Annotated in this window: 16 protein-coding genes; 11 read left to right on the top strand and 5 right to left on the bottom strand. The window is 74.3% G+C overall.

Translation table 11 applies throughout. From position 1 onward, the window contains the following. Positions 1–63: 63 nt before the first annotated feature. Together ACFT5B_RS16365 and ACFT5B_RS16360 are read right to left on the bottom strand one after the other, a co-directional pair. The gene (locus ACFT5B_RS16365) at positions 64–1551 is read right to left on the bottom strand and encodes a lipase maturation factor family protein (RefSeq protein ID WP_386800149.1); all 1488 of its coding nucleotides are present in this window, start codon (positions 1549–1551) and stop codon (positions 64–66) included. 47 nt (positions 1552–1598) lie between these two features. Further along, positions 1599–4055: a glycogen/starch/alpha-glucan phosphorylase gene (locus ACFT5B_RS16360; protein ID WP_386800147.1), complete on the bottom strand. Its 2457-nt coding sequence runs from the start codon at positions 4053–4055 to the stop codon at positions 1599–1601. A 62-nt stretch (positions 4056–4117) separates the two neighbouring features. On the opposite strand from ACFT5B_RS16360, the gene ACFT5B_RS16355 reads away from it, so the two are divergent. Beyond that, a complete protein-coding gene (locus ACFT5B_RS16355) occupies positions 4118–5632 on the top strand; it encodes a UTP--glucose-1-phosphate uridylyltransferase (RefSeq protein ID WP_386800145.1) in 1515 nt (504 codons plus the stop codon). Between the two features lie 77 nt (positions 5633–5709). Here the strand turns inward: ACFT5B_RS16355 and ACFT5B_RS16350 are convergent, their stop codons facing one another. From ACFT5B_RS16350 to ACFT5B_RS16340, 3 genes are all read right to left on the bottom strand, one after another. After that, positions 5710–7464, bottom strand: coding sequence for an MDR family MFS transporter (locus ACFT5B_RS16350; protein WP_386800143.1), 1755 nt, complete (start codon positions 7462–7464; stop codon positions 5710–5712). Positions 7465–7610: 146 nt separating this feature from the next. Continuing rightward, positions 7611–8267, bottom strand: coding sequence for a TetR/AcrR family transcriptional regulator (locus tag ACFT5B_RS16345; RefSeq protein ID WP_386800141.1), 657 nt, complete (start codon positions 8265–8267; stop codon positions 7611–7613). 102 nt (positions 8268–8369) lie between these two features. Next, positions 8370–9521 carry a DUF3866 family protein gene (locus ACFT5B_RS16340; RefSeq protein ID WP_386800139.1) on the bottom strand — a complete coding sequence of 384 codons (1152 nt, stop codon included), beginning with the start codon at positions 9519–9521 and terminating at the stop codon, positions 8370–8372. Between the two features lie 33 nt (positions 9522–9554). Between ACFT5B_RS16340 and ACFT5B_RS16335 the strand changes: the two genes are divergently transcribed. The 10 genes from ACFT5B_RS16335 to ACFT5B_RS16290 all read left to right on the top strand — a co-directional run bounded on the left by ACFT5B_RS16335 (position 9555) and on the right by ACFT5B_RS16290 (position 21506). Then, positions 9555–10619 (top strand): helix-turn-helix transcriptional regulator, encoded by a 1065-nt coding sequence (locus tag ACFT5B_RS16335; protein WP_386800137.1) that lies wholly within the window; start codon positions 9555–9557, stop codon positions 10617–10619. Further along, positions 10612–11628, top strand: a complete 1017-nt coding sequence (locus ACFT5B_RS16330; protein ID WP_386800135.1) for a helix-turn-helix transcriptional regulator — start codon at positions 10612–10614, stop codon at positions 11626–11628. The genes ACFT5B_RS16335 and ACFT5B_RS16330 overlap by 8 nt, the downstream gene beginning before the upstream one ends. Continuing rightward, the gene (locus tag ACFT5B_RS16325; RefSeq protein WP_386800133.1) at positions 11625–11957 is read left to right on the top strand and encodes a hypothetical protein; all 333 of its coding nucleotides are present in this window, start codon (positions 11625–11627) and stop codon (positions 11955–11957) included. Before ACFT5B_RS16330 ends, ACFT5B_RS16325 begins: the two co-directional genes overlap by 4 nt. Positions 11958–12103: 146 nt before the next feature. Then, entirely contained in the window at positions 12104–12442 is a 339-nt protein-coding gene (gene tatA, locus ACFT5B_RS16320; RefSeq protein ID WP_386800131.1) for a Sec-independent protein translocase subunit TatA, read from the top strand. A 41-nt stretch (positions 12443–12483) separates the two neighbouring features. Then, positions 12484–13227, top strand: a complete 744-nt coding sequence (gene tatC / locus ACFT5B_RS16315) for a twin-arginine translocase subunit TatC (RefSeq protein ID WP_386800187.1) — start codon at positions 12484–12486, stop codon at positions 13225–13227. Beyond that, complete coding sequence (locus ACFT5B_RS16310; protein WP_386800129.1) at positions 13224–14180, top strand: diacylglycerol/lipid kinase family protein; 957 nt, start codon at positions 13224–13226, stop codon at positions 14178–14180. The genes tatC and ACFT5B_RS16310 overlap by 4 nt, the downstream gene beginning before the upstream one ends. Positions 14181–14245: 65 nt before the next feature. Then, entirely contained in the window at positions 14246–17191 is a 2946-nt protein-coding gene (locus ACFT5B_RS16305) for a DEAD/DEAH box helicase (RefSeq protein ID WP_386800127.1), read from the top strand. Between the two features lie 67 nt (positions 17192–17258). Beyond that, positions 17259–18899: an amidohydrolase gene (locus ACFT5B_RS16300; RefSeq protein ID WP_386800125.1), complete on the top strand. Its 1641-nt coding sequence runs from the start codon at positions 17259–17261 to the stop codon at positions 18897–18899. Between the two features lie 258 nt (positions 18900–19157). Beyond that, entirely contained in the window at positions 19158–20735 is a 1578-nt protein-coding gene (gene lnt, locus ACFT5B_RS16295) for an apolipoprotein N-acyltransferase (RefSeq protein ID WP_386800123.1), read from the top strand. 9 nt (positions 20736–20744) lie between these two features. Beyond that, on the top strand, positions 20745–21506 hold the full coding sequence (locus ACFT5B_RS16290; protein ID WP_386800122.1) for a polyprenol monophosphomannose synthase: 762 nt from the start codon (positions 20745–20747) through the stop codon (positions 21504–21506). The last annotated feature ends 103 nt before the right edge of the window (positions 21507–21609 follow it).

The following is a 21609-nucleotide window of genomic DNA, read 5'->3' as shown; positions in this document are numbered from 1 at the left end:
CCTTCCTCCCACCGTCGCCCGCCCCCGCGGCGTTCGCACCCCGACCCGGCCCGGTTCCTCCGCTCAGTCCGCGGCGCGGCGCGCAGCGGTGAGCGTCAGTGGCGGCTCGAGCAGCGTCAGCTCCTCGCGCGCCCAGAACGCGCCCGTCCGGTGCCGTTCCTCGCGCGTCGTGTACCGGTAGCGGTACAGCACCGCACGCACGGCCACGGGCCGTTCGCCGTGGAAGGGGTCGCGGCGGAGCAGGGCGAGCGTCGGGCGGTCCGCCTCGAGCAGGCGCAGCAGGAAGACGTCGAACCACGAGCCGCCCCAGGGGTCCCGGTACCCGCGCAGGGCGAGGAACCACATCATCCAGTCCAGCCGGAGATGGTAGGGCGCGACCTGGGGCGGGCGGCGGCGCACGTCGCCCGGTTTGCCGCGGAACTCGTACGCGACCCAGCGCGGCTCCCGGTCCTCGTCGGCCTCGCGCGTCCCCTCGACGACCACCTCGAACCGGTCCTTCGTGATCGACCCGAACGCGCCGTAGGCGTTGACGAGCCGGTACCGGTCGAAGCTCGCGTTCATGAGCTGGTGGCTCGAGAACAGGTTGAGCAGGGGGCGCCAGCTCTTGACCAGGAGCAGCGCCGCCGCGAGCCCGGCCACCACCGCGAAGTCGACCGGGACGTCGTCGGGCGGACGGGAGCCCACGGACACGGCGGCGTCGTCGGGGACCCAGGGGAGCACCCGTGCCCACACCCCGTCGCTCACCACGCCGAGCGCGAGGACGATCGCCGCCCAGTTGAGCCACGAGAAGTTCCCCGTGAGCACCAGCCAGAGCTGGGTGAGCACCATGACGCCGGCCCCCACCGACGCGACGGGCTGCGGCGCAACGAGCAGCACCGGTGCGCCGAGCTGTGCGACGTGGTTCCCGACGACCTCGATCCGGTGCCAGCGCGCGGGCAGGTGGTGCGCCCACCAGGACAGCGGGCCGGGCATGGGCTGCGTCTCCTGGTGGTAGTACATCGCCGTCAGGTCGCGCCAGGCGCGGTCACCCCGCAGCTTGATGAGCCCGGCGCCGAACTCGAGCCGGAACAGCAGCCAGCGCGACAGCCCGACGACGACCACGGGCACCGCGACCCGCGTCGAACCCAGGAACGCGAGGAGGAACAGCGCCTCGCACAGCAGCGACTCCCAGCCGAACGCGTAGAACGTCTGCCCGACGTTCACGATCGACAGGTAGAGCGCCCACAGCAGCAGGAAGACGACCGTGACGAGCCACCACGGCCCCGCCTGCGTCAGCCCGACGACGACGCTCGCGGCAAGCACGATCCCCACCCACGCGTAGCACCGGAACAGGCGGTCGGAGTACCGCCACCGGAAGACCGACGGCGCGCGTCGCCACGACGTCCGGGCGACGAACGGCGGGACCGGCTCGAGCCCGTGCCGGCCGAGCAGCGCGGGGAACTGGGCGAGGGCGGACGCGAGCGCGACGATCGTCAGCGCCGCGAAGCCCCGCAGCAGGACCTCGCGCGCGACGTCGTACTCGTCCGTCCCGAACCAGGCGGCCCAGTCCATGCCTCCACGCTAAGCCGCGCGGCGCGCGGTCGCCGGGAGCCGCGTCGTCAGGACGGGCGGGGCTCCGCCGCGGCCGGGTCCGCGTGCCACACGCGGTCGAGGTAGTCACGGATCGACCGGTCGGAGCTGAAGAACCCGGTCCGGGCGACGTTGAGGATCGCCGCGCGCGACCAGGCGTCCGGGTCGGCGTACGCGGTCTCGACGCGGGTCTGCGCGTCGAGGTAGGCGCGGTAGTCGGCGAGGACGAGGAACCGGTCCTTCCAGAGCAGGTCGGAGACGATCGGCTCGAAGACGGCGCGGTCGCCAGCCGAGAACGCGCCCGACGCGATGAGGTCGATCGCGCCCCGCAGGTCGGCGTCGGCCTCGTAGTACGAGCCCGGGTCGTAGCCGGCGTCCTGCACGGACTGGGCCTCGGGCTCGGTGAGCCCGAACAGGAAGAAGTTCTCGTCGCCGACGAGGTCCCGGATCTCGACGTTCGCGCCGTCGAGCGTGCCGATCGTCAGCGCGCCGTTGAGCGCGAGCTTCATGTTGCCCGTGCCGGACGCCTCCTTGCCGGCGAGCGAGATCTGCTCGGACAGGTCCGCCGCCGGGATGAGCTTCTCCGCGAGGGTCACGTTGTAGTTGGCCGGGAACGCGACGCGCAGGCGGCCCTGCAGCTCGGGGGCGGCGTCGACGGCGGCGCCCACCGCGTTGATGAGCGCGATGATCTCCTTCGCCATCTTGTAGCCGGGCGCGGCCTTCGCGCCGAACACGACGACGCGCGGCGTGATGTCCTCGGGCCGCAGCTCACCGCGCAGCACGCGGTCGTAGAGGGTCACGACGTGCAGCACCTTGAGCATCTGGCGCTTGTACTCGTGCAGGCGCTTGATCATGACGTCGAACATCGCGTCGGGGCTGACGGTCAGGCCGTCACGCTCCGCGAGCAGGCCGACCAGCCGCTGCTTGTTCGCGGCCTTGACGGCGCGGAACTGCTCGCGGAACGCCGGGTCGTCCGCGTAGGGCTCGAGCCCGCGGAGCTGGTCGAGGTCCCGGACCCACCCGTCGCCGATCGCCTCGTCGATCAGGCCTGACAGGCCCGGGTTGGCGAGGCGGAGGAATCGGCGGGGCGTCACGCCGTTGGTCACGTTCGTGAACCGGTCGGGCCACAGCTGGGAGAAGTCGTGCAGGACGACGTCGCGCAGGAGCTGGCTGTGCAGCTCGGCGACGCCGTTGACGCGGGACGACCCGACGGTCGCCAGGAACGCCATCCGGACGGCCCGCTCGGGGCTCTCCTGGATGATCGACATCCGCCGCACCTGGAGCTCGTTCGCGCCCTGCTCGCGCAGGCTGTCGAGGAACTCCTCGTTGATCCGGTAGATGATCTCGAGGTGCCGGGGCAGCAGGCGTCCCAGGAGCTCGACCGACCAGATCTCGAGAGCCTCCGGCAGGAGCGTGTGGCAGGTGTAGTTGAACGTCCGGCGCGTGATGCCCCAGGCGCGGTCCCACGCGAGCCCGTGCTCGTCGACGAGGATCCGCAGGAGCTCGGGGATGCCGATGACGGGGTGCGTGTCGTTGAGCTGGAACGCGACGCGGTCCGGGATCGCGTCCCAGTCCTCGTCGTCGACGACGCGGTCGAGCAGGTCGCGGAGCGACGCGGCCACGAAGAAGTACTGCTGCTGGAGGCGCAGCTCCTTGCCCTGCGGCGTCGAGTCCTCCGGGTAGAGGACCTTGGAGATGTTCTCGGCGTACGTCTGGCCGCGCACGGCCGCCTCGTAGTCGCCGGCGTTGAAGGTCTGGAGATTGAACGCCTTGGTCGCGCGCGCGCTCCACAGCCGCAGCGTGTTGACGTTGCGCGTCCCGTACCCGGGCACGAGGTAGTTGTAGGGGACGGCCTCGACCGTCCAGCCCGGCGTCCACCGGCGCGGCTCGGCGGTCCCGTCCTCGCCATCGACCGTGCCCCCGAAGCCGACGGTCACGGCCATCTCGGGGTGCGGCAGCTCCCACGGCGAGCCGAGCGCCAGCCAGTCGTCCGCCTGCTCGACCTGGCGGCCGTCGACGAACGTCTGCCGGAAGATCCCGTACTCGTACCGGATGCCGTAGCCCACGGCGGGGATGTCGAGGGTCGCGAGGGAGTCGACGAAGCACGCGGCCAGCCGACCGAGGCCGCCGTTGCCGAGGCCGGGCTCGACCTCCTGGGCGACGACCTCGTCGAACGAGACGTCGAGCGAGGCGAGGGCCTCGCGCGCCACGTCGGTCAGGCCGGTGGCGAGGAGCGCGTTCTCGAGCTGACGCCCGAGCAGGTACTCGGCGGACAGGTACGCGACGACCTTGGACCGCCGGGGGAGCTGCGTCGCGAGGGTGTCGAACCACCCGTCGACGAGGTGGCGCCGCACCGTGCGGCCGAGCGCCGTGTAGAGGTCGGTGGGGGAGGCCGTTCGCAGGCTCACGCCCTGCTCGTGGAGCAGCTGGTCGCGGAACTCGGCGGCGAAGGTCTCGGCGGACGGGAGCGCTGGCGTGCTGGTCACGCTCCCTACCGTAGCGAGACCCGCCGCGCCCTGCCGAGGGTCGCACCCCTACGATCAGGGACATGGACGGACCACACGGCCTCGACCTGGCCCGGGACAAGATGCGCGACGCGGGGGTTCCCGACGTCGCGATCAAGGTGTTCGAGCACGGCTACCACCTGCTGGAGGAGGGCGAGACCGGGATCCTGCCCGAGTCCGATGTCGAGCCCCTCACGGACGTCGCACGCGCGGCGGGCCTCGAGGGCGCCGACGACGGCGCGCCCGCGGACGACGAGGCGGCGCGCGACGCGCTGGCCCGCACGGCGTTCGTCCGGCTCAACGGCGGCCTCGGGACGTCGATGGGGATGCAGCGGGCCAAGTCGCTCCTGCCCGTCCGCGGGGACCTCACCTTCCTCGACGTGATCGCGCGGCAGGTCCTTGCCGCGCGCGAGCGCTACGGCGTCCGGCTCCCGCTCGTGCTCATGAACAGCTTCCGGACCCGGGACGACAGCCTCGCCGCGCTCGCGGCCTACCCGGACCTCCCCGTGGACGACGTCCCCCAGGACTTCCTGCAGAACCGCGAGACGAAGCTCCGCGCCGACGACCTGACGCCGGTCGAGTGGCCCGCGGACCCCGAGCTCGAGTGGTGCCCGCCCGGGCACGGCGACCTGTACACCGCGCTCCAGACGTCCGGCACGCTCGAGGCGCTCCGCGCCGCCGGCTTCCGGTACGCGGCGGTCGCGAACGCGGACAACCTGGGCTCCGCGCCGTCGGCCGCGATGGCGGGCTGGTTCGCGTCGACCGGGGCCGGCTTCGGGGCCGAGGTGGCGCGCCGGACCCCCGCGGACCGCAAGGGCGGGCACCTCGTCGTCCGCGCGTCGGACCACCGGATCGTGCTCCGCGAGACGTCGCAGATCGCCGACGAGGACAAGGACGCCGCCTCGGACATCGGGCGGCACCTGTTCTTCAACACCAACAACCTCTGGCTCGACCTCGACCGGCTCGCCGAGCTGCTCGCCGCGCACGACGGCGTCCTGCCCCTCCCGCTCATCCGCAACGAGAAGACCGTCGACCCCGCGGACCCGTCGTCGCCGCGCGTCGTCCAGATCGAGACGGCCATGGGCGCCGCGATCGAGCTGTTCGAGGACGCGGCGGTGATCGAGGTCGGCCGCGAACGGTTCCTGCCGGTCAAGACCACGGACGACCTGCTCCGACTCCGCTCCGACGTGTACACGCTGGGCGATGACGGGACGGTGCGCGCGACCGTGCCGGAGCCGGACATCACGCTGGACCCCGACCACTACCGGACCGTCGCGGACTTCGACGCCCGGTTCCCCGACGGCGTGCCGTCGCTCGTCCTCGCCGAGTCCCTGGTCGTCGAGGGCGACTGGACGTTCGGGGCGGCGGTGTCCGTCGTCGGGCACGCACGGCTCGGCGCGCCCGACGACGACGCACAGGGGACCGTGCCCGACGACGCGACGGTCGGCGCCGAGGGCGTCCTCGAGCCGGAGGCCAAGCGGGACGTCCCCGTGGACCTCTCCGACCTGGACGAGCCCGCCGACCCGTCTGCGGCCGAGGAGCCCGAACCTGGGCGCTGAGGACACGGCGAAGGGCCGGGGCGGTCGTCCGACCACCCCGGCCCTTCGCGCTGCTGCGCCGGCCGCGGGCCGTGCGCTCAGTCCGCCTGGCGCGGCGGAGCGGACGCGCCGCCCGGCGCGTGCTGCTCCGTGCGCGATCCCTCGGTGACGGCGCCCACCGCGACCGCCTCGGGTGCCGCGGGCACGGCACCCTCGACGAGCTCGGCCTCACCACCGGCCTTCGGCGCTGCGACGGCCTCGCCGCGCGCGACCATGCCGGCGTGCTCCGACAGCTTGAGCTGCGGGAGGAAGAACGCCATGACGAGGGCCAGGACGCCGATCGGCACGAGGTACCAGAAGGTCGGCGCGAGCGCGTCCACGTAGGCGTTGAGCACGCCCGAGTGGATGGGCTCGGGGAGCTGCTTGACGACGTCCGGCGTCAGCGAGTCGGCGCCGCCGCCCCCGGGCGCGCCGCCCGCCTGCGAGAACACGTCCGTCAGGCGCTCCGTGAGCCGCGACGTGAAGATCGTGCCGATCACGGCGATGCCGAGCGTCGCGCCGATCTCGCGGAAGTACGAGTTCGCGCTCGTCGCGACACCGATCTCGTGCGGGTCCACCGAGTTCTGCACGGCCAGGATGATGTTCTGCATCACGAGTCCGATGCCGAGACCGAACACGAAGATCATGGCGCCGAACACGAACAGGCTCGTGTCGACGGCGAGCGTCGTCAGCCAGGCCAGGTCGGCGGCGGCGATCGCCAGACCCACGATCGGGTACACGCGGTACTTGCCGCGCTTGGCGATGAGCGCACCGGACACGATCGCGGCACCCATCATGCCGACCATCATCGGGATGAGGAGCAGGCCGGACGCCGTGACGCCCTCGCCCTTGACGATCTGCAGGTACGTCGGCAGGAACTGGATGCCGGCGAACATGCCCGCGCCGATCACGAAGCCGATCGCCGTGGTCAAGGTGAAGGTGCTGTTCTTGAACAGACGCAGCGGCAGGATCGGGTCGTCCGCGCGCAGCTCGACCAGCACGAACACGACGGCCAGGACGATCGTCGCGACCAGGGTCGAGAGCAGGCCTGCGGAGCCCCAGTCGTAGCCGGTCGAGTTCGACAGGCTGGGCCAGGAAGCCACGACGATGATGCCCGTGGTCGCGAGCGCCATGGTGACGGTGCCGAGCCAGTCGACGCGCTTGGTCGCGTGGTGCGACGGGAGGCGCAGCGCCTTGTAGGCGACGACGAACGCGATGATGCCGATGGGGACGTTGATCCAGAAGCACCAGCGCCAGCCGGGGCCCTCGGTGAACCAGCCGCCGAGGAGCGGGCCGGCGACGGCGGCGAGGCCGAAGATGCCGCCCATGGGGCCCATGTACTTGCCGCGGTCCTTCGCGGGGACGATGTCCGCGATGATCGCCATCGCGAGGATCGCGAGCCCGCCGCCGCCGACGCCCTGGAGTCCGCGGAAGAAGACGAGCTCGCCGAACGAGGTCGACATGGCGGCGCCCGCCGACGCGAGGGTGAAGACGCCGATCGCGACGAGGAACAGCCAGCGGCGGCCCCAGACGTCACCGAACTTGCCGTAGAGCGGCATGACGATCGACATGGCCAGCAGGTACGACGTGGCGAGCCACGCCTGGTGCTCGACGCCGTGCAGCTCGCCGACGATCGTCGGCATGGCGGTCGACACGATCATCTGGTCGAGCGAGGACAGGAACATCCCCGCGATGAGCGCGGAGAATATGACCCAGATCGTGCGCTGGGTGAGCACGACGACGGGACCGGCGGCCTCGGGTGGGCCGCCGGCGGGCGCCTGGGCGGGCGGCGCCGGTTCGGTCGGGGAGGACATGGTGACTCCAGGGTGTCGGGGGGCAGGGTCGGGGGGGCTACCCGTCGGTTCGACCGGGCGGGAGCCGTCGGCTCATCGGGTGGGCCGCAGTCGGGTGGTGCTGCATGGTCGGTTCGTGGCCGCGTGGTGGTCGGCGGCCGCGGCGTTCAGGCCGCGAAGAGCTGTTTGAGCTGGCTGACGGCCGTCGGCAGGTGGTCGGCGAGCTCGCCCTGCTCGCCGCTGACCGTCCAGAGCTGGTGCGTGAGCCGGACGAGCGAGACGACGAGGAACGCTCCGACCTCGCCGTCGATCGACTGGTCGTCGACGCCGAGGTCCGAGCGCCGGCGGAACAGGTCCGCGGTCGCGGTCATGGTCTGCTCGAAGCGCCAGAGCTGGCGGGCGAGCAGCCGCGGCTCGCCGCGGACGAGCTCGCCCTTGTGGTGGACCTCGTCGTGACGGAAGTCGTGCGCGGCGAGCACGGTACCCACGAGGGCGACGAGGTCGTCCAGGAGATTTCCGGTGGGGCCGCCGGCGGCGAAGAGCTCGCCTGCGGCGGGGTCGACGGCGTCCTCGCTCCAGCCGAGGGCAGCGTCTTCCTTGGTCTCGAAGTAGTTGAAGAACGTGCGCCTCGCGACGCCGGCGCGCTCGCAGATGTCCTCGATGGTGGCGCCGTCGAGGCCACGTTCGGCGACGAGGGTCTGGGCCGACGCGATCAGCGCGCGCCGGGTGGCGCGCTTCTTGCGCTCCCGCGTGCCGAGCGCGGGCTCCGCGTCGGGCTCGAGCGGCTCGACGGGATCGGCGAGCTCGGCGGTAGCGGGGGACATGCCTCAATTCTTGCACCTGGTGCACGCATGCACCGGGTGCATTTTCCCGCTCCGCGCGGTGACGTTCGTCACACCCGTTCCGGTGCCGGCCCGCCGGGTCGGTCAGACGCCAGCCGCGTGCACCCCGGCCACCGCGGCCGCGACGAACGACGCCGGGTCGCCGTCGAGCCCGCGCCCCATGGTCGACAGCCCGACGGGCGTGGCCGCGAGCGCCGCCAGGAGCCCGGCGTCGGCGGGGACGTCGACGAGCCGGTGCCCGGCGGGGCAGCGGGTCAGCGTCGCGGCCTGCTCGCGGATCCGCTCCGGCAGCCCGGCGGGCCAGGTCGCCGCGACCTCCGGGTCGGGCACGGGGACCGGCACGTCGGCAGGCGCGAGCGCGACACGCCCGTACGCGGTGAGGGAGTGGTGCGAGACGCCGCGGTGGCGGTCGCGAGCGTCCGCGCCGGACACGCGCAGCGAGGCGACGGCCTGCCCGCCCAAGGTCGCGGCGGCGTTGACGGCCTCGCCCGCGGCCACGCCCGAGAACCCCCACCGGGTGCCGGTGCCGAGGTTCCCCGGCCCCTGCGCGACGACGACGAGCTCGGCGTCCGCGACGTGCCGCGCGGCCAGGAGGCCGGTGTGGACGGTCACCGCCTCGAGGTCCCCGCCGAACGCCTGCCCGACGGTGACGCTCGCGTCGAGCCAGCCGGCCTCCCGCAGCCCCGCGACGGTGCGCGAGAACGCGGCCGGGAGCGCGCCGCCGTCGGTCATGACGTAGACGGCGCGCGGGGCACGGCGCCCGGCGAGCGCCGCGGCGTGCCGGGCCCCGGCCAGGATCGCGGGGAGCGCGGAGTGGAGGTCCGCCACGACCACCGGCAGCCCGTCGAGGTCGTCGGCGTCGCGGAGCGTGTCGTGGTGCGGGGACTCCTGCTCGTCGACGCCGAGGACGAGGGTCTGCAGGGGCGTGTAGCGCGCCTTGACGAGGTGGCCGGGCCCGGGCGGCGGGTCGGCGGGCAGGGCGTCGGCAGGTGCGACGGCCAGCGCGTACCCGCCGGTCCCGAGGCCGCGCCGCAGAGCGCCGACGTTGAGGAGGACGCGCGAGCCGGGCGCCGGCTCGCCCACCAGGCCGGTGTAGGCGAGGGCTCGGACGTCGGCCGCGGGGACGTCGTCGGCGGCCTCCCGGGGGTCCTCCCCGGCCAGCCGGACCGTCATCTCGAGCGCGCCGGGCCAGCTCCGCCCGTGCGACACCACCGTCCCCGAGCGCCACGTGATCACACAGCAACGCTACAGGCCAGTAGCGTGGTGCCGATGCCCTCCCAGATCCCGCCGGCCGAACGCCTGCTGAACCTCGTCATCGCGCTCGTGAACGCGCCGTCGTCGATGAGCAAGCAACAGGTGCGCACGTCCGTGGCCGGGTACGGGGACGCACCCTCGCCCGACGCGTTCGAGCGGATGTTCGAGCGGGACAAGGACACGCTGCGCGAGCTCGGGATCCCCGTCCTGACGGTGGACGCGGGCGGCCACAGCGACGACGTCGGGTACCGGGTCGACCTCGACGCGTACACCCTGGCGCCCGTCGACCTGACGTCCGCCGAGCTCGGCGTGCTGTCGCTCGCGGCGCAGTTCTGGCAGGACAAGACGCTGCGGACCGACACCGCCCGGGCCCTCACGAAGCTGCGCGCCGCGGGCCGGGGCGACCCGGGCGTCGGAGACTCCGGGACGGACGTCGTCGCCGGCCTGACCCCGCGCGTCCGGGCCGCGGGGCGCGCGTTCGGGCCGCTGCTCGACGCGATCCAGGACCGTCGCCCCGTGCGCTTCACGTACCGGGCGGCGTCGACGGGCGAGGTGCGCGAACGCGAGGTCGAGCCGTGGCGGCTCGCGGCGCGCCGCGGCGGCTGGTACGTCCTCGGGCGGGACCGCGACCGCGAGGCGCCGCGCGCGTTCCGGCTCAGCCGGATCGAGGGCAACGTCCGGCCGAGCGGCGCGCCGCGGTCGTTCGAGCTGCCCGCCGAGGTCGACGTCGACGCGTTCCTGTCCGGGCGCGGCGGGCGCGAGCGGGTCGCACGGCTCGCGGTCGTGCCGGAGCGCGCGGGCGCGGTCCGTGCCCGCGCCGCGCGACCGGAACGGACGTACTCGAGCGACGTCAGCGAGGACCCGATGACCGCCGACGGCCGGGACGTGCTCGAGGTGCCGTTCACGGGGGTCGCGGGCTTCGCGTCCGAGCTCGCGGGGTACGCCGACGCGATCGTCGTGCTGGACCCACCCGACCTGCGGGACGCCGTCGTCGCCCGGCTGCGGACGGCGGCGAGCCTCGACGTGGCGGGCGACGGACGGCGGGGAGCGGACGACGAGACAGGGGTGGACCGTGGCTGAACGCGCCGACGAGCGTCTCGTGCGCCTGCTGGGCATGGTCGCGTACCTCGACGCGGCGGGCGCGGTCACGGTCGACGACCTGGCGCGCCGCTTCGGTGTCTCGCCGCGGCAGGTCCTCGACGACGTGGACGCCCTCTGGGTCTCCGGCACGCCGGGCTACTGGCCCGACGACCTGCTCGACTTCGACGCCGGCGCCCTCGAGCGCGGCGTCGTGCGGCTCGTCGAGGCCCGCGGCATGACGCGGCCCCTGCGGCTCGGGACCCGTGAGGCCGTGGCGCTCGTCGCCGCGCTCCGCGCGCTGCGGTCGGCGATCGCGACCGCGGGGCCGGGCGCGCGGTCGGTCGTCGACTCGGCGCTCGAGAAGCTCACCGACGCCACGGGCGAGGCGGCCGCCGCCGTCGACGTCGAGCTCGCGCTCGAGGGCGACCCGGCCGTCGCGGCGACCGTGCGCGACGCCCTGGTGCGCGGCCGGCGGCTGCGGATCCGGTACGTGACGGCCGCGGACGTCTCGAGCGAGCGCGACGTCGACCCGCTGCGCCTCGTGACGGAGGACGAGCACTCCTACCTGCTGGCCTGGTGCTACCGGTCGAACGACCAGCGCACCTTCCGGCTCGACCGGATCCTCGAGGCCCGGACGCTCGACGAGCCGGTGGAGCCCCGCGGCGACGCCCGGGACGGCGCGGTCGAGCGGGTCGCGTTCGTGCCCGACGAGTCCGCCGAGCTCGTGACGATCGTGTTCGACTCCCCGGCACGCTGGGTCGCGGAAGAGGTGCCGGTCGAGTCCGTCCGCAACCGCGACGACGGTACCTTCGAGGTGACGCTCCGCGTGGCCGACCCGGTCTGGCTGCGCCACCTGCTGCTCCAGCAGGCCCGGCACGTGCGCTCGGTCACCCCGCCGTGGCCCGCGGTCGACGTCGCCGAGGCCGCGCGCGCCGCGCTCGGCGCCTACGCTCGGCTGGGTCAGGGCGACCGGCCCGACGACGACTTCGGCCGAGGGGGACACGCATGACGGTGTGGACGCTCGTGTGGTGGCTGCTCGCACTGGGCGCGGCGGCGACGTTCGTGCTCGTCGGGCTGCGCCTGTGGCGCGCCGGGAAGGGGCTGCTCCGCGAGCTGTCCACCGCCGGGCGCGCGTTCGAGGACCTGTCGCGGAGCATCGACGCCGCCGTCGCCGCCCAGCGGGCCGCGCAGGAGGAGATCCGCCCGACCCTGTTCGACGACCCCGCCGAGCACCGTGCCCGGCTCCTCACGCTGCGGCTCGAGCGCGACGAGCGCCGCGCCCGTCGACGCGCCTCCCACCAGGCCACCTACGACCGGTGGAGCGAGTTCAACCGCTGAACCGCGCGGGCGCCCGACCCGCGGCGGCGTGCGCGGTGCCGGGCCCGGCCCGCGCAGGCCCTACGATGGGGTGAGCGGTCCGGCGAGGAGGCCGCGGACGGCCGGCACGCGCCGGGCCCGTCGATCCATCAGGGAGTGGTGTCGCTGTGAAGCCCTGGCACGTCATCGTCTTGCTCGTCGTCGTGCTGCTCTTGTTCGGGGCGCGTCGCCTCCCGGACCTCGCGAAGAGCGTCGGCCAGTCGATGAAGATCTTCAAGAACGAGGTCAAGGACCTCACGGAGGACTCGGGCCCGGCGCCCCAGGCGCCCGCGCAGCCCGCGGCCCTGCCGCAGCAGGCGCAGCCGGGTCCCGCGGCGCCCACGCAGCCGGCCGCCCCGTCCCAGCCGGCCCCCGCACCGGGGCTGCTGTACGACCGTGAGCCCCACATCGCCCCGGGTACGAACCCTGTCGCGTCCCCGAAGGACGACGCGACCCCGTCGAGCTGACGGTGGCGCGCAGCTCACGCCGCGTCAACCCCGAGGGGCGGATGCCCCTGCTCGCGCACCTGCGTGAGCTGCGCAAGCGTGTCGTGCTCGCGGCGCTCGGCCTCGTGGTCGGCGCCGTGGTCGGGTGGTTCTGCTACACGCCCGTCTTCGAGGCCCTGCAGAAGCCCCTGCTCGACGCCGCCACGGAGGCGGGCAAGGACGTCCGGCTCAACTTCACGGGGCTCGCGAGCGCCCTGGACATGCAGATCAAGGTCTCGCTGTTCCTCGGCGTCCTGATCACGAGCCCGTGGTGGCTGTACCAGCTCTGGGCGTTCGTGACGCCGGGGCTGACGCGCAAGGAACGGCGCTACGCCGTCGGCTTCCTCGGTGCGGCGGTCCCGCTGTTCGCGGGCGGCGCGTTCATGGCCTGGCTCATGCTGCCGCGCGCCGTGACGATCCTCACCGACTTCGTCCCCGACGGGGCGAGCAACCTCACGGACGCCCAGGGCTACCTGAGCTTCGTGATGCGGCTGATCCTCGCGTTCGGCATCGCGTGCGTGCTGCCCGTGGTCCTGGTCGCGCTGAACTTCGTCGGCCTGATGAGCGCCCGGACCCTGCTGGCCGGCTGGCGGTGGGCGGTGTTCCTGGTCTTCCTGTTCTCGGCGGTCATGACGCCGACCCCCGACGCGATCACGATGATCATCGTCGCGATCCCGATGTGCCTGCTCTACTTCGCCGCCGTCGGCGTGAGCGCGCTGCACGACCGTCGCGTGGCCCGCGACGACGCCGAGCGGCTCGCCGTATGAGCCCACGCGTCCTGGGGGTCGTCGTCAACCCGACGGCCGACCGGGGCCACGCCGACCGCGCCGGCGTCCGGACCCTCGCCCGGCTGCGCGAGCGGGGCTTCGAGGTGCGCGAGCTCTCCGGGTCGAGCTTCGACGACGCCCTCGCCCGGGCGCGCGCCGCGGCCGCGGACGGCCTGGACGCGCTCGTCGTCGTCGGGGGCGACGGCATGGTGCATCTGGGCGCCAACGTGTGCGCCGGCCAGGGCACGCCGCTCGGGATCGTCGCGGCCGGCTCCGGGAACGACTACGCCCGCGCCCTGCGGCTGCCGGTCCGGGACGTCGATCGCGCGGTCCGCGTGCTCGTGGACGCCCTCGACGCCGGCCCCCGGGTGGTCGACGCGGCCCGCGTCACCTCGGACGACCCCGACGAGGAGCCGCGGTGGTTCTGCGGCGTGCTGTCGGCGGGGCTCGACGCGGCGGTGAACGCCCGGGCCAACGGCATGCGGCGCCCGCGAGGACGCGCCAAGTACGCGGTGGCCGCGCTCCAGGAGCTCGCGCGCTTCCGGCCGTTCGGCTACCGCCTGCAGATCGAGTCGCGCGCCGACGGCGGCACGGTCACCTCGGTCTGGGACTCGCCGGGCACCCTCGTCGCCGTCGCGAACGGGCCGGCGATCGGCGGCGGTATCCGCATCGCGCCGGGTGCGCTCGTCGACGACGGCGACCTCGACCTCGTGCTGGCCGGCCCCCTGACCCGGCACGGCGCGCTGCGGGTGTTCCCGCTCACGTACGTGGGCAAGCACGTCGGGCACCGGGTGGTGGACGTGCGCCGCGTCGTCCGGGTCCGCCTTGAGGCCACCGACCAGGGCGTCGCGCCCCCGCCCGCGTTCGCCGACGGGGAGCTGATCGGCTGCCTGCCGCGTGAGGTGCGGGTCGTCGCCGGCGCGCTGCGCGTCCTGGCACCCGCCGCGCCCTGACGCCGCGTCGTGGGCCCCGGCTCGGCGTCGCCCGGAGCGTCGCCCGCGCACCGTAGGCTGGCGGCATGGCCGCTGCACCCGACCGCACGACCCCCACGCACGGCCGCCCGGGCCGCTCCGCGGGCCCAGACCCCGAGACGCTCTCGCCTGCGGAGCGCTACGCGGCGTCCCGCGAGCGCGAGACCCGTCGCCGAGCCCGGGGCGGGGGCGACCGGCCCCAGCTCGAGGAGTTCCGCGAGCTGCTGGGCTTCACCCTCGACGACTTCCAGGTCCGCGGGTGCGAGGCCCTCGAGGAGGGGCGCGGCGTGCTCGTCGCGGCACCGACGGGCGCCGGCAAGACGGTCGTGGGGGAGTTCGCCGTCCACCTCGCCGTGACGTCGGGGCGCAAGGCCTTCTACACGACGCCCATCAAGGCCCTGTCGAACCAGAAGTACAACGACCTGGTGCGCCGCTACGGCGCGGACCGGGTGGGCCTGCTCACCGGCGACACCACCATCAACGGCGAGGCGCCCGTCGTCGTGATGACGACCGAGGTGCTCCGCAACATGCTGTACGCGGGCTCGCGCACGCTCGACGGCCTCGCGTTCGTCGTGATGGACGAGGTGCACTACCTCGCCGACCGGTTCCGCGGCCCCGTGTGGGAAGAGGTGATCATCCACCTCGCCGACGACGTCCAGCTCGTCTCGCTGTCGGCCACCGTGTCCAACGCCGAGGAGTTCGGCGAGTGGCTGGAGATGGTCCGCGGCGACACCGTCGTCGTGGTGTCCGAGCACCGCCCGGTCCCGCTGTGGCAGCACGTGCTCGTGGGCCGCGGCTCGGGCGGAGGGCCGGTCGCCACGCCGCGGCTCCTCGACCTGTACGCGGGCACGGTCGACCCGACCGACCCGGGCGTGAACCCGCCGATCAACCCCGAGCTCCTCGCCGTGTTCCGGTCGGCGCGCGGGCTCGAGGGCACCGAGCCGCGCCGCGGCCGCGGTCGCCGGGGCCCCGGCGACCGGGGGTACCGCGGTGGTGGCGGCGGTCCGCGGGGCGGGTTCGGGCGGCGCGGCGCCCCGCGCTTCGCGGTCGTGGACGCGCTCGACGAGGACGGCCTGCTGCCCGCGATCTACTTCATCTTCTCCCGCGCCGGCTGCGAGGACGCCGTCGGGCAGTGCCTCGCGGCCGGGCTGCGGCTCACCACGCCGCAGGAGGAGGCCGAGATCCGGCTCGTCGTGGAGGAGCGCTCCGCGACGATCCCGGGCGAGGACCTCGAGGTGCTCGGGTACCACGCGTGGGTCGAGGCGCTGGCCCGCGGCGTCGCCGCGCACCACGCGGGCATGCTGCCGCTGTTCAAGGAGACGGTCGAGGAGCTGTTCAGCCGGGGCCTCGTCAAGGCCGTCTTCGCGACGGAGACGCTCGCGCTCGGCATCAACATGCCGGCCCGGTCGGTGGTCCTGGAGAAGCTCGTCAAGTGGGACGGCTCCCAGCACGTCGACGTCACCCCGGGTGAGTACACCCAGCTCACGGGCCGCGCCGGCCGTCGCGGGATCGACGTCGAGGGGCACGCCGTCGTCGTCGACCACCACGGGCTCGACCCGGTCGCCCTCGCGGGGCTCGCGTCCAAGCGCCTGTACCCGCTGCGCTCGAGCTTCCACCCGACGTACAACATGGCGGTCAACCTGGTCGCGCAGGTGGGCCGCGACCGGGCGCGCGAGGTCCTGGAGACGTCGTTCGCGCAGTTCCAGGCGGACCGCGGGGTCGTGGGGCTGGCCAAGCAGGCCCAGGCCCACGCCGAGGCGCTCCAAGGCTACGAGAAGGCCATGACGTGCGACCGCGGCGACTTCGCCGAGTACATGGGGATCCGCCGCCGGATCGCGGCCCGCGAGGCGGACCTGTCGCGGGCGGCGTCCGCGAACCGCCGGGCCGAGGTGGCCGCGGCGTTCGAGAAGCTGCGCACCGGGGACGTCGTCGAGGTGCCGTCGGGGCGCCGTGCGGGGTACGTCGTCGTCGTGGACCGGGGGCGTGGCGGCGGCTTCGACGGGCCGAGCCCCACCGTCCTGACCAGCGAGGGCCGCGCGAAGCGCCTGACGCTCGCGGACGCGCCGGGCGGGATCGCGGTCGTCGCGACGGTGCGCGTGCCCAAGGGTTTCAACGCCCGCAACGCACGCCACCGCAAGGACCTCGTGTCGTCGATGCGCAACGCCCTCTCGGACGGGCGCACGCAGCCGGGAGCCCAGCGGCGCGGCGGGCCCCGCCGCGGCAGCACGGCCGCGGACGACGCCGAGCTCGCCCGCCTGCGGGCCTCGCTCCGCGCCCACCCGTGCCACGCGTGCCCGGACCGCGAGGACCACGCCCGGTGGGGCGAGCGGTACGAGCGGCTCTCGGGCGAGCACCGCGCCCTGGTCCGGCGGATCGAGTCGCGCACCGGCTCGATCGCGAAGGTCTTCGACCGCACGTGCGACGTGCTGCTCGAGTTGGGGTACCTCGCGACCGACGAGGACCACGGCCCCGGCGAGCTGCGCGTGACGCGTGACGGCCGCTGGTTGCGCCGCCTGTACGCGGAGAACGACCTGCTGCTGGCCGAGTGCCTGCGCCGGCACGCCTGGGACGACCTCGACGCCGCGGGGCTCGCGGCGGCCGTGTGCGCCGTCGTGTACGACGGGCGGCGCGACGACGGCAGCGAACCGTACGTGCCCGGTGGGCCGGACGGGCGCCTCGCGCGCGCCCTCGACGCGACGACCCGGATCTGGTCGCGGCTGGGCGACCTCGAGGCCGCGCACCGGATCGACGCGACGCGACGGCTGGACCTGGGTCTCGTGGCGGCCGTGCACCGGTGGGCGAACGGCCGGCGGCTCGACGCCGTCCTGCAGGGCTCCGAGATCGCGGCCGGCGACTTCGTGCGCTGGTGCAAGCAGGTCGTCGACGTCCTCGACCAGATCGCGCAGGCGGCCCCGAGCTCGGCACTACGCACGACGGCGCGCGACGCGCAGCACGCGCTCCTGCGCGGCGTCGTCGCCTACTCCTCGGTGTGAGGTGCGCCCCGACGCGGGGGCGGGCGGTCCCGGGGCCCCGGGACGCAGGTCCGGATAGGGTCGGTCGGTGACCTCGATCCTGTACCGGGGCGGTGTCGTCCACTCGCCCCAGGACCCCTTTGCCGAGGCCGTTCTCGTCGACGACGGCGTCGTCGCCTGGGTCGGCGCGAACGACACCGCGGACGGCTTCGCCGCGCGGGCGGACCGCGTCGTCGAGCTCGACGGCGCGCTGGTGACGCCCGCGTTCGTCGACGCCCACACGCACGTCCTGGAGACCGGCCTGGCCGCCGTCGGCGTCGACCTGGGGGCCGCGGGGGGCGTGTCCTCGCCCGTCGACGCGCTGGACCGCCTCCGCGAGGCCGCTGCCGACCTCGACGCCCGCTCGGGCGAGGTGCTCCTCGCGCACGGCTGGGACGACAGCGCGTGGGGCGACGCCGGCCCGTTCACCCGGGCCGAGCTCGACGCCGCGTGCGACGGCGCGCCCGTGTACGCGGGGCGGGTCGACGGGCACTCGGCCGTGGTGAGCACGAGCCTCGCAGAGCGCGCGGGTGCGGTCGGGCTGCCGGGCTGGTCCGACGACGGCCTCGTCCGCGGCCAGGCGTACGACCGGACCCGCGAGGTCGCGCGCGACCTCGCGCCGGTGCGTCGCACGGCCCTGTACCGGGCGGTCCTGGAGGAGGCGGCGCGCCGCGGCATCGTCGCCCTGCACGAGATGAGCACGCCCGCCGCCGACACGCGCGCCGGCCTGCGCGAGCTGATCGAGCTCACCGCGGCGCCGGAGTCGGCGCTGCCGCTCGTCGTCGGGTACCGCGGGGAGCTGTGCGCCACCGCCGACGACGCTCGTGCGCTCCTCGCGGACGTGCCGGGTCTGGCGGGGATCGCGGGCGACCTGACGGTGGACGGCTCGTTCGGCTCGCGCACCGCGGCGGTGCGCGCACCGTACCGTGACGACCCCGCCGGCGGGACGGGGTCGCTGTTCCTCGGGGCGCAGGAGATCTGCGACCACCTCGTCGCGGTCGCGGCAGCCGGGGTGCCGGGCGGCTTCCACGTGATCGGCGACCGCGGGATGGACGAGTTCCTCCTCGGGCTCGAGATCGCCGCGGAGGTGCACGGGCAGCAGGCCGTGGCCGCGGGCCGGCACCGGATCGAGCACGCCCTGCTCGTGGACGCGAGGGCGCTGGCGGCGATGCTCGTGTTCGGCCTGAGCCTGAGCGTCCAGCCGGCGTTCGTGACGGCGTGGGGCGGCCCCGACGGCATGTACGCGGAGCGCCTGGGCGCGACGCGCGCGGCGGACCTGAGCCCGTTGGCGGACCTTGCGGCGTCGGGCGTCCCGCTGGCGTTCGGCTCCGACACGCCGGTGACGGCGCTCGACCCGTGGGCGGGCGTGCGCGGGGCCGTGCTGCACCCGGTGCCCGAGCAGCGCCTCTCGGCGCGCGCCGCGTTCAACGCGCACACGCGCGGCGGGTGGCGGATCGCGGGCCTCGACGGCACCGGCGCGGGTCAGCTCCGGGTGGGTTCGCCGGCGCACCTCGCGGTCTGGGACGCCGAGCACCTCACGGTCCAGGCGGCCCCGGGGAGCATGTCGTCGTGGAGCGCGGAGGCCCGCGCGGGGACCCCTCTGCTGCCTGACCTGGACCCCGACCTCCCGACGCCTCGCTGCCTGCAGACGGTGCGGGACGGTGTCGTGCTGCACGACGAGCTCGGCTGACCCGGCGGGTTCGGTCGTTCCTCTTGTACCGGGGGAGCGGGGCGCGTTAGGTTCGGACGGTGTGCAGGCCTGGGGGTCCCGGCGGGACGGCCACACGCCACGTCCCGCCCGGAACGGCTCACAGAGCTCAGGTCGGCTCGCGCGTTCAGTAGAAAACGTGCACGACGGGTGGCAGTCGTGCACGGCACGAAGGACGCGCGAGCCGGCCGGCATCTTCGCCGAAACTGGCTCCCCACCTGCGTGGCGTAACCTTCACGGGTGCCACGCTCGTCGCCGCCGGCTCCGGGCCGGCTCCTCTCGCTCGTCCTGGCCGCAGCCGGCGGCGGTGCGCTCTTCCTCGCCTTCCCCGACGCCGATGTCTGGGGTCTGGTGCTCGTCGCCGTCGCCCTGCTGTACGTGGCGCTGCAGCGGCGGGGGACGTGGTGGAACGGCCTGGTCGGGCTGGTGTTCGGGCTGGCGTTCTTCCCGGCCCACCTGTGGTGGTCGAACGTCGCCGCTGGCGTCGTCGCGTGGCTCGCGCTGAGCATCTCCGAGGCCCTGTTCATGGCGTTCCTCGGCATCGCCTGGAGCCTTGCGCGCGGGTTGCGCCCCGGTCACCGGGGCGGCTGGTGGGAGGCGATCGCGTTCCCCGTCGTGTACGTGGGCGTGGAGGCGCTGCGGTCGGCGTGGCCGTGGGGCGGGTTCCCGTGGGGGCGGCTCGCGTTCGCGCAGGTCGACTCCCCGCTGGGCAGGCTCGCACCGGTCGGGGGGACCGTGCTCGTGTCGTTCGCGGCCGCCGTCGTCGGGACCCTCCTCGGGATCGTCGTCCTGCGTGCCGTCCGCCTGCGCGTGGTGGGCGTGGTCGTCGGGATGGCCGTCGCGTTCGTGCTGGTCGTGGCGCCGCTGAGCGTGGGCCTGGACGTCCTGCCGCAGGCGGGGCAGCTCCAGGTCGGCGTGGTGCAGGGGAACGTCTCGAAGCCGGGCGCGAGCGCGTTCGACAACGCGGGCGAGGTGCTGCGCAACCACCTGTCGGGAACGTACGACCTGCTGGACCACGTGAAGCCGGGCGACCTGGACATGGTGATCTGGCCGGAGAACGGCTCGGACTACGACCCGCAGAAGTACGTGGACGTCGGCCAGGCGATCGGGGACGCCGCGAAGGCGGTCGACGCCCCGATCCTCGTGGGCGCCCAGGAGTACCCCGCGACCGGCGGTCGGTACAACGTGTCGCTGCTGTGGGACCCGCAGCAGGGCGTCATCGACCGGTACGTGAAGCAGCACCCGGTGCCGTTCGGCGAGTACATCCCGCTGCGCGGGTTCGTCCGGCACTTCTCCGCGTCGGTCGAGGAGGTGCAGACCGACATGCTTCCCGGTCACGAGCCCGCGATCATGTCGCTGCCGTCGGAGCGGCTGGGACGCGACGTCCCGTTCTCGACCGTGATCTGCTTCGAGGTCGCCTACGACTCGATCGTCGAGCAGTCCGTGAGGCTGGGCAGCGAGGTCCTGGTCGTCCAGACGAACAACGCGTCGTTCGGGTACACGGCGGAGTCGACGCAGCAGCTGCAGATGACGCGGTTCCGGGCGATGGAGACGGGCCGCGCCGCGGTCCAGGCGTCCACGGTGGGGGTGAGCGCGGTCGTGTCGCCGAGCGGCGTCGTCCTGCAGCGGACGGGGCTGTTCGAACCGGCGCAGCTCACGGCGGACCTGCCGTTGCGCACCAGCATCACACCGGCGGTCCGGGCGGGGGAGTGGCCCGCCCGCGGGGTGGCCGCGTTTGCGGCGCTCCTGGTGGTCGGTGGGATGATCGGCTCCCTGCGTCGCGCGCGTTCGCGCCGGCGCCTCCCCGGCGAGAGGTAGGCACCCAGCGTGGCCCGTGACCCGCGTGTCCTGGTCGTGACCCCGACGTACGACGAGCGCGACTCCCTGCCCGTCACGTACGAGCGGCTCCGCCGGGCGGTGCCCGACGCGGACTTCCTCGTCGTCGACGACGGCAGCCCCGACGGGACCGGCGAGATCGCCGACGGCTGGGCCGAGACGGACGAGGCCGTCCACGTGCTGCACCGCAGCGGCAAGCAGGGGCTCGGCACCGCGTACATCGCGGGCTTCCGGTGGGCGCTCGAGCGCGGGTACGACGTCGTGGTGGAGATGGACGCCGACGGGTCGCACCGCCCCGAGGACCTGCCGCGGCTCCTCGCGGCCCTCGAGGACCCGGACGTGGACGGCGTCGTCGGGTCGCGGTGGGTGCCGGGCGGGCGCGTCGTGAACTGGCCGCTGCGCCGCGAGGTGCTCTCGCGAGGCGCCAACACCTACACGCGGCTCGCGATGGGCATCCCGGTCCACGACGCGACCGGCGGGTTCCGGGCCTACCGGGCGGCGACGCTCAAGGCGATCGACCTGGAGACGGTCTCGTCGCAGGGCTACTGCTTCCAGGTGGACATGACGTGGCGGATCCTGCGGTCGGGCGGTCGGGTCGTGGAGGTGCCGATCACGTTCGTGGAGCGCGAGGCGGGCACGTCGAAGATGAGCGGCAACATCGTCGGCGAGGCGCTCGTGAACGTGACGCGGTGGGGTGCGGCGCACCGCCTCGACCAGCTGCGCGCTCTCGTGGGCCGCGAGCGCCAGGCCTGACCCGCCTCTGCCCGGGTACGACGAGGGCTCCCGACCTCGCGGTCGGGAGCCCCCGGCGGACGGGGCCGGGGGGGCGGCGGGGGGGGGACGCGCTGCGGCGGCG

The organism is Luteimicrobium sp. NPDC057192, assembly GCF_042670205.1.
Classification (GTDB): domain Bacteria; phylum Actinomycetota; class Actinomycetes; order Actinomycetales; family Cellulomonadaceae; genus Luteimicrobium.
The sequence above is the reverse complement of the archived record's forward strand: the minus strand, read 5'-3'. Positions and strand labels throughout refer to the sequence as shown.